Genomic DNA, 13,319 nt, shown 5'->3' on the forward strand with positions numbered 1-13,319 from the left:
CGCCGCCTCCTGTTCCCCGGACCCGCTGTCGAGCCTACGGGCAGTCGTCGCGCGCTCAGTCCGTGAGGCCCAGCGTGCCCGCCGCCTGGATGGCGAGCCAGACCTCGGCCAGCGCGCCCGTCGACCCCAGATCCCGGTCCGCCAGCGTACCGAAGCGCCGCAGCCGGTACGCCAGGGTGTTCGGGTGGATGTGGAGGGCGGCCGCCGCCGTCTCCGTACGGCGGTCGCGCTCCATCCAGGTGCGGACCGAGACCAGCAGCTGCGAGTCATGGGCGGCGTCGTAGCGCAGCACCTCACCGAGCACGTGCTCGGCCAGCGCCGTCAGCACCGCCGGATCGTCGGGCAGCCAGCGGCCCGTCGAGTCGTCGCCGTAGCGGACCACGGGCCGCCCGGACTCGACGGCTTTCGACACCGCCCAGAGCGCCTCCCGCAGCGCCGCGCCCGGCAGGAACGGGCGGCTCATCCCGGCCGCCACATCGGGCAGCCCGCCGATCTCCGCGGCCAGCTCCCCGGAACCCAGCACATAACGGTCCTCGCCCCAGGTCAGCAGCAGATGCGGCTGGTCCTGGAGGCAGCGCAGCAGCGCCTCGTCCGTGGCGCCGCGCACCACGATCAGCACCGTGTCCCCCTCGATCGCGTGCCGCGCCAGCCTGCGCCGCGCCGTCTCGGGGTCGAGCACCTCCTGCAACAGCTCGGCCAGCGTCTCCGCGCCCTCGCGCCGCAGGGTCTCGCGCTCGGTGCGCACCATCGCGACCCGCAGCGCCGCCACCGTGGCGATGTGCTGGACGACGGCGAGCCCCGCGGGCTGGGCGCCCTCCCGCTCGTACGCCACCAGGAAGCCCGCCGGACCGCCCGGCGCCGGCACCGGCAGCACGAAACCGCCCGGAACGGTCGGCGGCGCGTCCGCAGAGGCGGGCAGCACCCCCGGATCCGGCACCGGCACCCCGGGCAGCAGCGGACGCCCCTGCGGAGTGCAGAGATAGACGTCGTACCCCGACAGCCGCTCCAGGCGGCGCAGCAGCGTGGGGGTGTCCAGATCCTCGGCGACCAGCCAGCGCAGCGAACCGAACACCTGCAACTGGGCGCCCAGCCGGTGCCGGGCGTCCTCCTGCACCGAGGCGGCCACCTCCTGGGACACGGCGATGAAGGGCACCGCGAGCGGCACCTCCAGCACCGGGAAGCCGCGCTCCTCCGCCGCCCGGTTCACGGACGAGGCCCAGGCCGTCGCGTACGCCAACGGAGTCGACTACGCCCTGGCCTCCTCGGTGTGGACCAGGGACCACGGCCGCGCCATGCGGATGGCGAAGAACCTCGACTTCGGCTGTGTGTGGATCAACACACATGGCCCTGGTCGCCGAGATGCCGCACGGCGGATTCAATAAGTCCGGCTACGGCAAGGACCTCTCCGCCTACGGCTTCGAGGACTACACCCGCATCAAGCACGTCATGACCTCGCTCGACGGCTGACCCCCACCGGCAGGTGCGCCCTCCGCCCCGGCGGCCGGGCACACCTGCTTCCGTGCGCCCCCTCCCGTCCTGACATGCGCCTTCTTGCAGGGGAACCGGGGGCGTAGGGTCGGACAACGTCTAGCAGGGGGAGAACGGCCATGGGGGACGTACGGGTGGCGGCCATCGCCAGTCTCACGCCGCTGGAGGAACTCGACAGCGACCCGTTCCTCGTGGACACCCGCAGTCAGCACGACATGTGCGCCCGCTGGGCCGCCGACAAGGGCTACGTCGTCACCCGGCAGCTGCGCCTGTACGGACTGCGCCCCGACCACCAGGCGCTCTGGGCCGATGTCGAGGGCGGGGAGGTCGAACTCTTCGTCGCGCCCAACGACCGGGTGCTCGCACGGGCTGTCGCGTCGGTGCCGCGCTTCACCGAGGAGTGCGAGCGGCGCGGCGTACGCCTGGAGATCGCCGGCCTCGACGAGCCGCTCTACAGCTCCCGCACCAAAGCCGGCGTGCACCGCAGGCTCTCCATGCCGACCGCCGGCTACGACGGCTGCTGACTGCCCGGCCGGAGCTCCCCGGCGTAGCCCGCCGCCCCGCTGTGAAAAACTGGGGCAGGGCCCGGAACGGCGGGGCCCGGACGTGAGGTGGCAGCGGCGTGGGTGACGGGCGATGGCGAACAGCCGGCAGCGCCCTGATGCGAGTGATTGTGGTGTGGGCGGTCTCGACGCTCACCATGCTTGTGCTCGCCGGGATTCTGCCGGACTTCCAGCTCCAGTCGAACGACGGCGACAGCATCACCAAGACCGCGTTCACCGCGGCATGGGGTGCGGGCGCGTTCGGTCTGCTCTCCGCACTGGTCTGGCCGGTGCTGGTAAGGGCCCTGCTCATCGTGCCGGCCCTGGTCCTCGGGATGCTGGTCTTCTTCCTCAACGGCTCGCTGCTGCTGATAGCGCTGCGGCTCATACCGGACGGCCGCGGCGCGGCCGACCCGCAGATGGCGGTCGTCGTCGCGGCCGTGATGTCCGCCGTCGCCTCCGCGACCTCCACCGCGCTCGCCGTCCGTGACGACAACGCCTACCGACGCCGGCTGTCGCGCCTCGCGGACCGGCGGCGCCGCCGCAGCGGCAGGCGCGGCGACGCGGACGGGGGATCGCCCGGCACGGTCTTCATCCAGCTCGACGGAGTCGGCCACGACGTCCTCGCACAGGCCGCCGCCGACGGCCTGATGCCGACCGTCGCGCACTGGCTGGCCGACGGGGCCGGCCACCGGCTCACCCCGTGGCGCACCGACTGGTCCAGCCAGACCGGCGCCAGCCAGCTCGGCATCCTGCACGGCACCAACTTCGACGTCCCCGCATTCCGCTGGTACGAGAAGGAGACCGGCGACGTCATGGTCTCCAGCAGACCGGCGAGCGCCCTCGAAATGCAGCGCCGGGCCGTCGCGCGCACCCACGACGGCGGACTGCTCACCCTCGACGGGGCCGGCCGCGGCAACCTCTTCAGCGGCGGCGCCCACCAGCTCGCGCTCGTCCTGTCGATGGCCGCCAGACGCGGCAAGGGACGCCGCTCCCGGGCCGGGTACTTCGCCTACTTCTCCGACCCGGCCAACGCCGTCCGCACCGCGCTGTCCTTCGTCGCCGAGGTCGGCAGGGAGATCGGCCAGTCGACCCGGGCCCGTATCCGCAAGGACACGCCCCGCATCAAGCGCGGCGGCCTCTACCCCTTCATCCGGGCCTTCGCGACCGTCGTCGAACGCGATGTGGTGGTGGCCGCCGTCATGGGGGACATGTTCGCCGGGCGGACCGCGGTCTACGCCGACCTCGTCGCCTACGACGAGGTGGCCCACCACTCCGGGCCGCGGAGCCGGGACGCGGAGAAGGTCCTCGCCCGGCTGGACCGCTCACTCGCCCTGATCGTCAAGGTCGCGGAACACACCCCGCGCACGTACCGGATCGTGCTCCTGTCCGACCACGGCCAGAGCCCGGGGGAGACCTTCGCGGGGGTGTACGGACTGACGCTGAAGGATCTGGTGCGGGCGGGCAGCGGACTGCCGGTGCCCCGCCGGGCGCAGCGCACCCGCAGCGGTTCCGAGGCACGTGACGCGGTACGGATCGCGCTCCACCGGCCGGTCGACGGGGACCGGCGGGAGAACCTGGCTAACCCCTCGGACCCGGTCGTTCTCGCCTCCGGCAACCTCGGCCTGATCTCCTTCCCCGACATCGCGGGACGCGCCTCCGTGGAGCAGCTCGACCACCGCCACCCCGCGCTGCTCAGCACGCTCGCCAACCACCCCGGCATCGGATTCCTGCTGGTGCGCAGCGAGACCCACGGATCGGTGGTGCTGGGGCACGGCGGCACCCGGATCCCGGTGGTGGAACTGCGGGACGGACACGGACCGCTGGCCCCCTTCGGCGCGGGCGCGGCGGCCGCGGTCCGGCGCACCGACACCTTCCCGCACGTCGCCGACGTGATGGTCAACTCGATGCACGACCCGGAAACGGGCACGGTGCACGCCTTCGAGGAGCAGATCGGTTCGCACGGGGGCCTGGGCGGCGAACAGTCCCGGCCCTTCCTGCTCTGGCCGCGCGGGATGACGGACCCGCTCGACGCGGCAGCCGCGGAGGGGGAGGAGCCGCCGGCCGAACTGGTCGGCGCGGAGACCGTGCACCGGGTCCTGAGACGCTGGCTGAACGACGTCTCCGGTCCGCAGGTACCCGTCGGGCAGCGGGACGGGGCGGACGGCGCCGACGCGGGCACCGGCGCGCGGGGCTGACCGCCCCCGACAGCGGTGGCGGCTTCAGGCCGACCGCCTCCGCACCAGCGTCGGATGGAAGATCACCGACGGCACCGGCTCACCGGGGCTCCCGATCTGCTTCAGCAGCAGCCGGGCCATCTCCGCGGACATCTCCTCCACCGGCTGCCGGACCGTTGTCAGCGGCGGATCGCAGGCCGTGGCCGCGCTGCTGTCGTCGAACCCGACGAGGGCGACGTCCTCGGGAATCTCCTTGCCGGCCCGCAGCAGCACCGGAAGCGCGCCCAGCGCCATCAGGTCGGAGGCGATGAACACCGCGTCCAGATCCGGCCGCTCACCGAGCAGCCGCTTCATCGCCGCCGCGCCGCCCGCGTGGGTGAAGTCGCCCTCCGCGGTCGCCACGTCGCCGATACCGTGCACCGCGAGCGCGTCCAGGAAACCCGACAACCGCGCCTGACCGGCCGGCATGTCCTGCGGGCCCGACACCGTGCCGATCCGGTGGCGGCCCAGCGACGCCAGGTGGTCGGCGGCCAGCTGCGCACCCGCCCGCTGGTCGGCCTCGACATAGGTGAGTGGGGTGGGCCGGCGGGGCTCTCCCGCGAGCACGGCGGGCAGCCGGGTGTCGTGCAGCAGCCCCGGCAGCGGATCGTCCGCGTGCGAGGAGATCAGCACCACCCCGTCGACATGGCCGTGGCGCAGGTACGACAGCAACTGGTCGCGGGACGGCCGGTCGTCGGCCAGCATCAGCACCAGCTGGATGCCGGCCGGGCGCAGTACTTCGAGCAGCCCGCTGACCACCCGCCCGAAGTACGGATCGGAGAACATCCGGCCGACGAACGGCTCGGAGACCGGGCGCCGTTCCTGTTCCGAGACGACGAGCGCGACCGAGTCGGTGCGCCGGGTCACCAGCGAACGGGCGGCGCGGTTGGGCACGTACCCGGTGGCGTTCACGGCCTCCTCGACCATCCGGCGCAGCGCCGGGTCCACGGTCGTCGCACCGTTGATCACCCGGGAGACCGTGGCCCGGGACACTCCCGCCACACCGGCCACGTCCTCCAAGGTGGCGGGGCGGGCGGGCAGCGGTGCGTCGGCAGTCATGCAGCCTTTATACCGGGGGGTACGACCGGTCCGGAAACGAGTACGGAGCCCCGTGCCCGTACGGGGCGGGGCGTCAGCCGGCGCTTCCCGACGGGTCCGGAAGCAGGTCGAGTTCGGCGAGTTCGGCCTTGCGCGCCGTCACCAGGGCCGTGGCGAGCCGCTTGGCGTCGGACCGGGTCCCGGACTCCGTCTCGGAACGCGACACCTGGGCGGACTGGCGCAGATGGTCACGGATCCGGGCCGTGAGGAGGTGGTCGAACGCGCGGCCCTCGACGGCGCGGGCCTGTTCGAGGACGCGCTCCGTCACCATCCCCGGCATCTCGTGTCCCTCGTGCACATTGGTGTCCGGCAGCCCCATCCGGGCCAGCAGCGGGCGCAGCCGGTCGAGTTCGCCGTTCTGCGCGGTACGGAGTCCGGCCGCCCAGCGCCGCACCCGCGGATCGCCGGCGCGCTGCCCGGCGAGCGACAGCAGCGCCACGGCCTGCTCGTTCATCGGGGTCATCAGCTGGGCCCAGGCGGCATCGGTCGGATCGGCCGGGGCCGCGGTGATGGAGGGTGCGGCGGAGACGGAGGGGGCCGCCGCGGCAGGGCGCTCCGCGTCCGCCGGGACCGCGCACCCGGCCAGGAGCCCGGCGATGAGGAGGAGCAGGGACAGCGCTGCGGTGCTGCGGGCCGCCTTCATGACGAGATCCTCGGGGGAAGGCCCGCCCGGGGCGTGGGGCCCCGGACAGGCGTCGGGCGGACAACGACCGCTCTCGGGTGGGCAGTCGCCGGTCAGGGGGTGCCGTCGGCCCCGCACTTCACGATGGCGTTGATGCAGTCGCGGACCCGCTGGGCCATCTCGGCCTCGGGCCACACGTTGAAGAAGTCACCGTGCATGGTGTAGCCGGGACCTGACGCCAGACGGAATCGGGCCGGGTCGCCGTTGACCGGGTAGCGGAGCACCTGACGGAGCTTGGGCACCGGGACCGGGTGGGTCGACGGGCATGCGCCGTCGACCGGATACGCCATGTGGCTCTTGTGGTCGGCGGAGTCGAGATCCCGGCCGTTCCAGCACTGCGGGAAGTCCAGGTACGACTCCAGCATCGCGTCCGCCGGGCAGTTCACGAAGTCGTGCGACGGGTTGACCTCGCCGTGGTGAAGGCAGGACCAGCGCGAGATCGTGTTGTCGTCGGGACCGGTCGCCTTCGCGTTCCCCGCGACGATGCGCAGCCCGCGGGGGAAGGGCTGGATCCGCTGGATGACGTCGTCCCGGACCCCTTCGCCCAGGTAGTAGAACGTGGTGCCGGTGGGTTCGACCTCCTTGTCGCCGTCGTACAGGGTCGGCACCCAGTACGACGACAGGTCCGTGTCCGGTGAGCAGCTGCTCCTGGCCTTCTCCAGCGAGGCCAGGTCGGAGTTGCCGTTCGTCGAGTCGTTGCCGAAGAAGCTGTGCATGTGCGAGGCGCCGGGCAGGCCCGGGAAGACGATCGGGTCGTCGGGTGCCCGGTGGGTGTACGGGCACTCGGCGAGGAATTCGGCCACCCGGACGACGTCCGCGGCGGCCCTGGGGGCCGTTGAGGCGTTCGTGCCCGCGTCCGGCGCGGCGGACGCGTTGCCGGTGGTGGACTGGAGGAAGGACAGGGCGAGCGCGGCGGCGACGAGCCCCGCGATGCGGTACCGCCGGGGCGGCAGGGGTCTGCGGTGGGTTTGTTCGCCGGTGCGTCGATGACGGAAGAAGAGCACGGCACTCCTGTTCGGAGGAAGTGGGGGTTCCTTGATCGTGCGAGAGAGCGCTCTCTCGTAGGAACGTAAAAGGGTGTCCCGGGCATGTCAATAGAGTGCGCGGGGGTGCAACTTGCTGCTGTTTGCAGCTAGTTGAGGTGCCTCGCGCTTGGGGGAGCGCTCTCTCGCGTGCGGTTTCCACGGAAGCCGTCACATACAGGGATGGGCGGCGGTCCGAGAGGGTTCGCGGTGCGGCGGACGCACCCGCTGCCGGGGCGTTGTCAGTGGTGGGCGGCAGGATGGAGGGCATGACGAACTCAGCTGTTGTGCTCGCCGATACCGCTGCCTACGCCGTCGCGGTCGAAGAGGCGTCGCAGGCCGCCGCCGCGTACTACGCCACGGGCGAGAGCACGCTCGACGACGACGCGTACGACCGGCTGGCGCGCGGGATCGCCGCGTACGAACAGGCCCACCCGCAGGAGGTGCTGGCCGACTCGCCGACCGGCAAGGTGGCGGGCGGCGCGGCCGTCGGGGACGTGCCGCACACCGTACCGATGCTCTCCCTGGACAACGTCTTCTCGGCGGAGCAGTTCGTCACCTGGACCGCGTCGCTGGAGCGCCGGATAGGCAGACCGGTCGAGGCCTGGAGCGTCGAGCCGAAGCTCGACGGGCTGGCGGTCGCCGCCCGTTACCGCGAGGGCCGGCTGGAGCAGCTGATCACCCGGGGCGACGGCACGGCGGGCGAGGACGTCTCGCACGCGATCGGCACCGTCGTCGGGCTTCCCGGGCAGCTCGCCGAGCCGGTCACGATCGAGATGCGCGGCGAGATCCTGATGACGACCGAGCAGTTCGAGCAGGCCAATACGGTCCGCACCGAACACGGCGGCGCCCCCTTCGCCAACGCGCGCAACGGCGCGGCGGGCACCCTGCGTGCCAAGGACCGCCCCTACACCGTGGAGATGACGTTCTTCGCGTACGGCGCCCTGCCGCTGCCCGACTCCGGCGAACTGGCCGGCACCCTGGCCGAGCTGCCCCACAGCGAGGTCCTCGCCCGGGCGGCGGAGCTCGGCGTGAACACCGCGGCGGGCACGGACGTGGCGCCGCGCACCGTCACCACCGTCGAGGACGTCCAGCTGAGGGTCGAGGAGATCGCGGCGCTGCGCGCCTCCCTGCCCTTCGGGATCGACGGCATCGTGATCAAGGCGGATCTCGCCGCCGACCGGCACGACGCCGGCTCCGGCACCCGCGCACCGCGCTGGGCCATCGCGTACAAACTGCCGGCCGTCGAGAAGGTCACCCGGCTCCTCGATGTCGAGTGGAACGTGGGCCGGACCGGCATCATCGCGCCGCGTGCGGTGCTGGAGCCGGTCGAGATCGACGGATCGACCGTCGGCTACGCCACCCTGCACAACCCGGCCGACATCACCCGCCGTGATCTGCGTCTGGGCGACCACGTGATGGTCTACAAGGCGGGCGACATCATCCCCCGCATCGAGGCCCCCGTCGCCCATCTGCGCACCGGTGAGGAGCAGCCGGTCGTCTTCCCCGAGGCCTGCCCGCAGTGCGGCTCCGAGATCGACACGAGCGAGCAGCGCTGGCGCTGCGTCCGTGGCCGGAACTGCCGCCTGGTCGCCTCCGTCTCGTACGCGGCGGGGCGCGACCAGCTCGACATCGAGGGCCTCGGCGCGACCCGGGTCGTCCAGCTCGTCGACGCCGGTCTGGTCACCGACTTCGCCGATCTGTTCGCGCTGGAGCGCGAGCAGCTGCTCGGACTGGAGCGGATGGGCGACACCAGTACCGACAATCTGCTGGCCGCGATCGACGCGGCACGCACCCAGCCGCTCTCACGGGTGTTCTGCGCCCTGGGGGTGCGCGGCACCGGACGCTCCATGTCACGGCGGATCGCCCGGTACTTCGCGGAGATGGACCGCATCAGGGCCGCCGACGCCGAGACGCTCCAGCTCGTCGACGGCATCGGCAAGGAGAAGGCCGCGGGGGTCGTCGCGGAGCTGGTGGAGCTGGCCCCGCTGATCGAGAAGCTGGTCGCCGCCGGGGTCAACATGACGGAGCCGGGCGCGACCCCGCCCCCGGAGCCGGGCGAGGAGGCCGAGACGGACGGCGAGGGCGCGGACGGGCGGCCGCTGGCCGGGATGACCGTGGTGGTCACCGGGGCCATGACGGGCGCGCTGGAGAAGCTCTCGCGCAATGAGATGAACGAGCTGATCGAGCGGGCGGGCGGCAAGGCCTCCTCCAGCGTCTCCAAGCGCACCACGCTGCTGGTGGCCGGCGAGAAGGCCGGGTCCAAGCGCACCAAGGCGGAGGATCTGGGCATCCGGATCGCCGCCCCCGAGGAGTTCGCCGAGCTGATCGAGGACTTCCTGCCGTCGCAGGAGTGAGGCCCATCCCTTGGATTTTGCGTGGGAGTGGCTTTCTTTGCCTACCTATTGCATAGTGAGGGCTCGGTCATGCCTCGCTATCAGCGGGTCAATGGGTGTGTGCACGGCTGCGACAGCAGACCGGGGGTGAGGGGCGATGCGTTCTTTGCGCGACGGAAAGCGACACGTTCGCTCCGTTCACCGGCAGCACCGGGGAGTGACCCGGGGGCTCGCGCTCGACCTCGGCAGCTCCCGGACCCGCGCCTGGGTCCCCGGGCAGGGCGTCGTCGCCGACACCGGAAACGGTCCCGGCGGTGAGTACGGCCAGGGCGGCCCGGTACGCCGTGGACGCATCGTCGACACCGAGTCCTGCGGGCGGATGCTCGGCCGCATAGCCGATACGGCACTGGGCGCCGACCGCAGCGACACCGTGATCGTCCTCAGCCACCCCGTGCTCGCGGGCGCCGAACACCGCGCCGCCGCACGGGAGATCCTCGCCGCGCTCGGCCCTTCGAGCGTCATCGTCCTGGACAGCGCCAGGGCCGCCGCCGCATACGCCGGCCCGCAGGACGGCGGCCCGCTGCTCGTCGTCGACATCGGCGCCGAACTGACCGAGGCCACGCTCCTGGTCGACGGGCTGGTCCGCGACGCGCGGCTGGCCGAGACCGGGCTCAGTGATCTGGAACCCGGCGATCCGCCCACCGCCGTCGTCCGGGTCGTCCTGGACATGATCATGGCGATGTGGCAGCAGGACCGCCACGGCGCGGTGCTCGGCGCCCTGCGCAAGGGCCCGCTGCTCGCCGGAGGCGGTGCGCTGCGCCCGGACGTCACCAACCGGATCGAGGTCCGCCTCGGCGTACCCGTCCGTCTCCCGGACGACCCGGCGACCACCGTGGTGCGCGGCGCCGGGCTGTTCCTCAGCTCCGTGCTCCGCCACGCCGCGGTCGCACCGGCCCTGCCCGGCCGAGCCGGGTGACCCCCCTCCCGGGGGCGGCCCGGGGCGACGCGCACCCGCGGGACCGGCCGGACACCCCGGCGCACCGCCGACGCGCGGCTTCGGCGCGGCAGTTCCTCGCCGCGCTGCTCCTCGCCGTCCTCACCGTCGCCGGCGGCGCGCCCGCGGCCGCCGGAGCCGGACTCCCCGCCCGGTCCACGGCCGGCCCGGCGTCCCTCGGCGCCCACGACATCCACGACATCCACGACATCCACGGCGCCCACGACGTCCTCCCCGGCCATACCCGCGCCGCGGCCGGGAGCGTGCGGCCGGGGCCGGAGACCGCGCCCCAGCCATGGGCCGCCGCAGAACACCCCCGTCCCCCTCAGCACCTCCCGCCGCCCGGTCCCGGGTCGCCGCTCCCGTGCCCGCCCGGCCTCCCGCTGCCGCACCCCGTCCCCGGATGCGCCCTGGCCGGCCCCCCGGCCGCCGCCGACCGCTTCCGCGCGGTTCTCCCCGGTGTGCGCGGGCCTCCGGGTGAGGCCGTTCACCGGCCGTGGGACCTGTCACCGGTCCCGTCCCGCACCCCTGCCGCGGCGCCCTGATCCAAGGCGAGAGCCCGAGGGCCCCGGCACCCCTCGGAGGAATCCCATGACTCGCGCCACCACGGTGCGGGCGGTTCTGGCTGCGGCCGTCCTGCTCGTCGCCGTGCTCATCACGCTGACCATGTCCCCCAGACTCGGCCTCGACCTCCAGGGCGGCACCAGAATGGTGCTCCAGGCCAAGGACTCCGGTACCGCGAAGGCGGACCGCGAGAGCACCGACCGCACCCTGGAGGTGCTGCGCAAACGCATCGACTCCCTCGGGGTCGCCGAACCGACCCTGACCCGCTCCGGCGAGGACCGGATCATCGTCGAACTCCCGGACGTCCAGGACCCGCGCAAGGCCGCCGAGGTCATCGGCAGAACCGCCCAGCTGACCTTCCACGCCGTGCAGGGCCCCGGAGCACCCGCCGGCTCCGGGACCGAGGACGGGCTGACGCTCGCCGACGAGCAGGGCAGCCGCCTCGCTCTGGGACCTGCCGCGCTCTCCGGCGCGGGCGTCAAGGACGCCTCCGCCTCGTTCGACGCCCAGCAGGGCGCCGGCTGGTCCGTCTCCCTGGACTTCCACAAGGACGCCGGACGGGACTGGACCCGGCTGACCGGGGAGGCCGCCTGTCACCCGGTCCAGGACGAGCGGCGCCGCGTCGCCATCGTCCTGGACAAGCAGGTGATCTCCTCGCCGCAGGTCTCCCCGACCGTCGGCTGCGGCACCGGTCTGCCCTCCGGCTCCACCCAGATCACCGGCTCCTTCAGCGCCGACGAGGCCCGCGAACTCGCCCTGCTCATCCAGGGGGGCGCGCTGCCGGTGCCCGTCGAGATCGTCGAGCAGCGGACCGTCGGCCCGACGCTCGGCGCCGACGCCATCGACGCCAGCGCCCGCGCCGCCCTCATCGGCGCCGCGGCCACGGCACTGTTCATCACCGTCGTCTACCGGCTCTTCGGCGCGCTCGCCGCCGTCGCCCTCGGCGCCTACGGAGTGATCTCGTACGCGGCGCTCGTCGCGCTCGGCGTCACCCTCACCCTGCCCGGACTCGCCGGATTCGTCCTGGCCATCGGCATGGCGGTCGATGCCAACGTGCTGGTCTTCGAACGGGCCAGGGAGGAACACGCCCAGTATCCGGGCCGCTCCCTGCGTACCTCGCTGACCGCCGGGTTCCGGCACGCCTGGAGCGCGGTCGCCGACTCCAACGTGACGACACTGATCGCGGCGGGCTTGCTCTTCTTCCTCGGCTCCGGCCCGGTCAAGGGCTTCGGCGTCACGCTCGGCATCGGTGTCCTCGCGTCGATGTTCTCCGCACTGGTCATCGCCCGTGCCCTCACCGAGATCGCCGCGGGCTCCAAGTTCGTCGGCGACTACCGGGGCATCAACGGCATCGCCAGCCCCGGCCGGGTACGGACCTGGCTGAACCGCCGCGATCCGCAGCTGATGCGGTCCCCGCGCCGCTGGCTGATGGTCTCCGCGGTGCTGATCGCCGTGGCGGTGACCGGCATCCTGGTGCGCGGGGTGAACCTCGGCGTCGAATTCACCGGGGGCCGCCTCGTCGAGTACGCGACCAGCCGCCCCGTCGACGTCGAGACCGCCCGTTCCGCGCTGGCCGGCGCCGGCTTCGCCGACGCCGAGGTCACCACGGCCGGTGCGGGCGACATCTCGGTACGGACCGGGGAGCTCGACAACGCCGGCGAACACGCGGTGCGCGCCGCCCTGGCAGAGGAGGGCGGCGAGACCACCAAGGTCCGGGACGAACTCATCGGACCCAGCCTGGGCGACGAACTGCGGCGCAACGCCCTGATCGCGCTGGCCATCGCCGTCCTCGTCCAGCTGGTCTATCTGGCTGTCCGGTTCCGCTGGACGTTCGCGGTGGCCTCGGTCGGGGCACTGGTCCACGACGTGATCATCCTGGTGGGCGCCTTCGCCTGGCTGGGACGCACCGTGGACGGCATCTTCCTGGCCGCGCTCCTCACCGTCATCGGGTACTCCGTCAACGACTCGGTGGTGGTCTTCGACCGGGTCAGGGAGCTCTGGGCCAAGGCCCGCCGGGAGCCACTCGGGACGGTGGCGAACCGGGCCGTGCTGCAGACGGTTCCCAGAACCGTCAACACCGGGATGGGCGCCCTGTTCATCCTCGTCGCGCTGGCCGTCCTGGGAGGTGACTCGCTCGCGGACTTCGCGCTCGCCCTGCTGATCGGCATCGTCGTCGGGACGTACTCCTCGGTCATGACCGCGGTACCGGCCGCGCTTCTCCTGGAGCGCGGCAGCAAGGCCCCGCCGCCCGTCCGCAAGAGCGCCCGGAGCGGCAAGTCCGGCGCCGGGCGCCGGGACCCGCTCGACAACGGGGCGCGCGTGTAACCCGGTCGCCGCCCCGTCGCCCCCGCGCCGCCGAACGGCGCGGGGGCGACGC

Annotated in this window: 10 protein-coding genes and 1 pseudogene; 7 read left to right on the top strand and 4 right to left on the bottom strand. The window is 72.9% G+C overall.

Features of this window, described 5'->3' with window-relative positions; translation table 11 throughout:
- Positions 1-55: 55 nt before the first annotated feature.
- Positions 56-1,237 carry a helix-turn-helix domain-containing protein gene (locus tag ACIQM0_RS30770; protein WP_401292850.1) on the bottom strand — a complete coding sequence of 394 codons (1,182 nt, stop codon included), beginning with the start codon at positions 1,235-1,237 and terminating at the stop codon, positions 56-58.
- On the opposite strand from ACIQM0_RS30770, the pseudogene ACIQM0_RS30775 reads away from it, so the two are divergent.
- The 3 genes and pseudogenes from ACIQM0_RS30775 to ACIQM0_RS30785 form a co-directional block, all read left to right on the top strand.
- A pseudogene (locus tag ACIQM0_RS30775) lies at positions 1,200-1,467 on the top strand (aldehyde dehydrogenase family protein); the annotation flags it as partial. The gene ACIQM0_RS30770 and the pseudogene ACIQM0_RS30775 sit on opposite strands and share 38 nt — an antisense overlap.
- Before the next feature lie 140 nt (positions 1,468-1,607).
- Positions 1,608-2,012: a hypothetical protein gene (locus tag ACIQM0_RS30780; RefSeq protein ID WP_123464126.1), complete on the top strand. Its 405-nt coding sequence runs from the start codon at positions 1,608-1,610 to the stop codon at positions 2,010-2,012.
- Positions 2,013-2,110: 98 nt separating this feature from the next.
- Positions 2,111-4,228, top strand: coding sequence for a phage holin family protein (locus ACIQM0_RS30785; protein ID WP_401292854.1), 2,118 nt, complete (start codon positions 2,111-2,113; stop codon positions 4,226-4,228).
- A gap of 24 nt (positions 4,229-4,252) precedes the next feature.
- On the opposite strand, the gene ACIQM0_RS30790 is transcribed toward ACIQM0_RS30785, so the two are convergent.
- The 3 genes from ACIQM0_RS30790 to ACIQM0_RS30800 form a co-directional block, all read right to left on the bottom strand.
- Positions 4,253-5,305, bottom strand: a complete 1,053-nt coding sequence (locus ACIQM0_RS30790; RefSeq protein ID WP_401292857.1) for a LacI family DNA-binding transcriptional regulator — start codon at positions 5,303-5,305, stop codon at positions 4,253-4,255.
- 73 nt (positions 5,306-5,378) lie between these two features.
- Complete coding sequence (locus tag ACIQM0_RS30795) at positions 5,379-5,987, bottom strand: DUF305 domain-containing protein (RefSeq protein WP_401292860.1); 609 nt, start codon at positions 5,985-5,987, stop codon at positions 5,379-5,381.
- 92 nt (positions 5,988-6,079) lie between these two features.
- Complete coding sequence (locus ACIQM0_RS30800) at positions 6,080-7,030, bottom strand: DUF1996 domain-containing protein (protein ID WP_401292862.1); 951 nt, start codon at positions 7,028-7,030, stop codon at positions 6,080-6,082.
- Positions 7,031-7,308: 278 nt separating this feature from the next.
- Here ACIQM0_RS30800 and ligA point away from each other — a divergent pair, with 278 nt between their 5' ends.
- The 4 genes from ligA (at position 7,309) to secD (ending at position 13,267) form a co-directional block, all read left to right on the top strand.
- Entirely contained in the window at positions 7,309-9,405 is a 2,097-nt protein-coding gene (gene ligA / locus ACIQM0_RS30805; protein WP_401292865.1) for an NAD-dependent DNA ligase LigA, read from the top strand.
- Positions 9,406-9,541: 136 nt separating this feature from the next.
- The gene (locus tag ACIQM0_RS30810) at positions 9,542-10,360 is read left to right on the top strand and encodes a rod shape-determining protein MreC (protein ID WP_401292868.1); all 819 of its coding nucleotides are present in this window, start codon (positions 9,542-9,544) and stop codon (positions 10,358-10,360) included.
- Positions 10,357-10,923 carry a hypothetical protein gene (locus tag ACIQM0_RS30815; RefSeq protein ID WP_401292870.1) on the top strand — a complete coding sequence of 189 codons (567 nt, stop codon included), beginning with the start codon at positions 10,357-10,359 and terminating at the stop codon, positions 10,921-10,923. Before ACIQM0_RS30810 ends, ACIQM0_RS30815 begins: the two co-directional genes overlap by 4 nt.
- A 46-nt stretch (positions 10,924-10,969) precedes the next feature.
- The gene (gene secD / locus ACIQM0_RS30820; RefSeq protein WP_401292873.1) at positions 10,970-13,267 is read left to right on the top strand and encodes a protein translocase subunit SecD; all 2,298 of its coding nucleotides are present in this window, start codon (positions 10,970-10,972) and stop codon (positions 13,265-13,267) included.
- Positions 13,268-13,319: the final 52 nt, after the last annotated feature.

Origin of the sequence: Streptomyces sp. NPDC091387, from assembly GCF_044756945.1 — a bacterium.
Classification (GTDB): Bacteria; Actinomycetota; Actinomycetes; order Streptomycetales; family Streptomycetaceae; genus Streptomyces.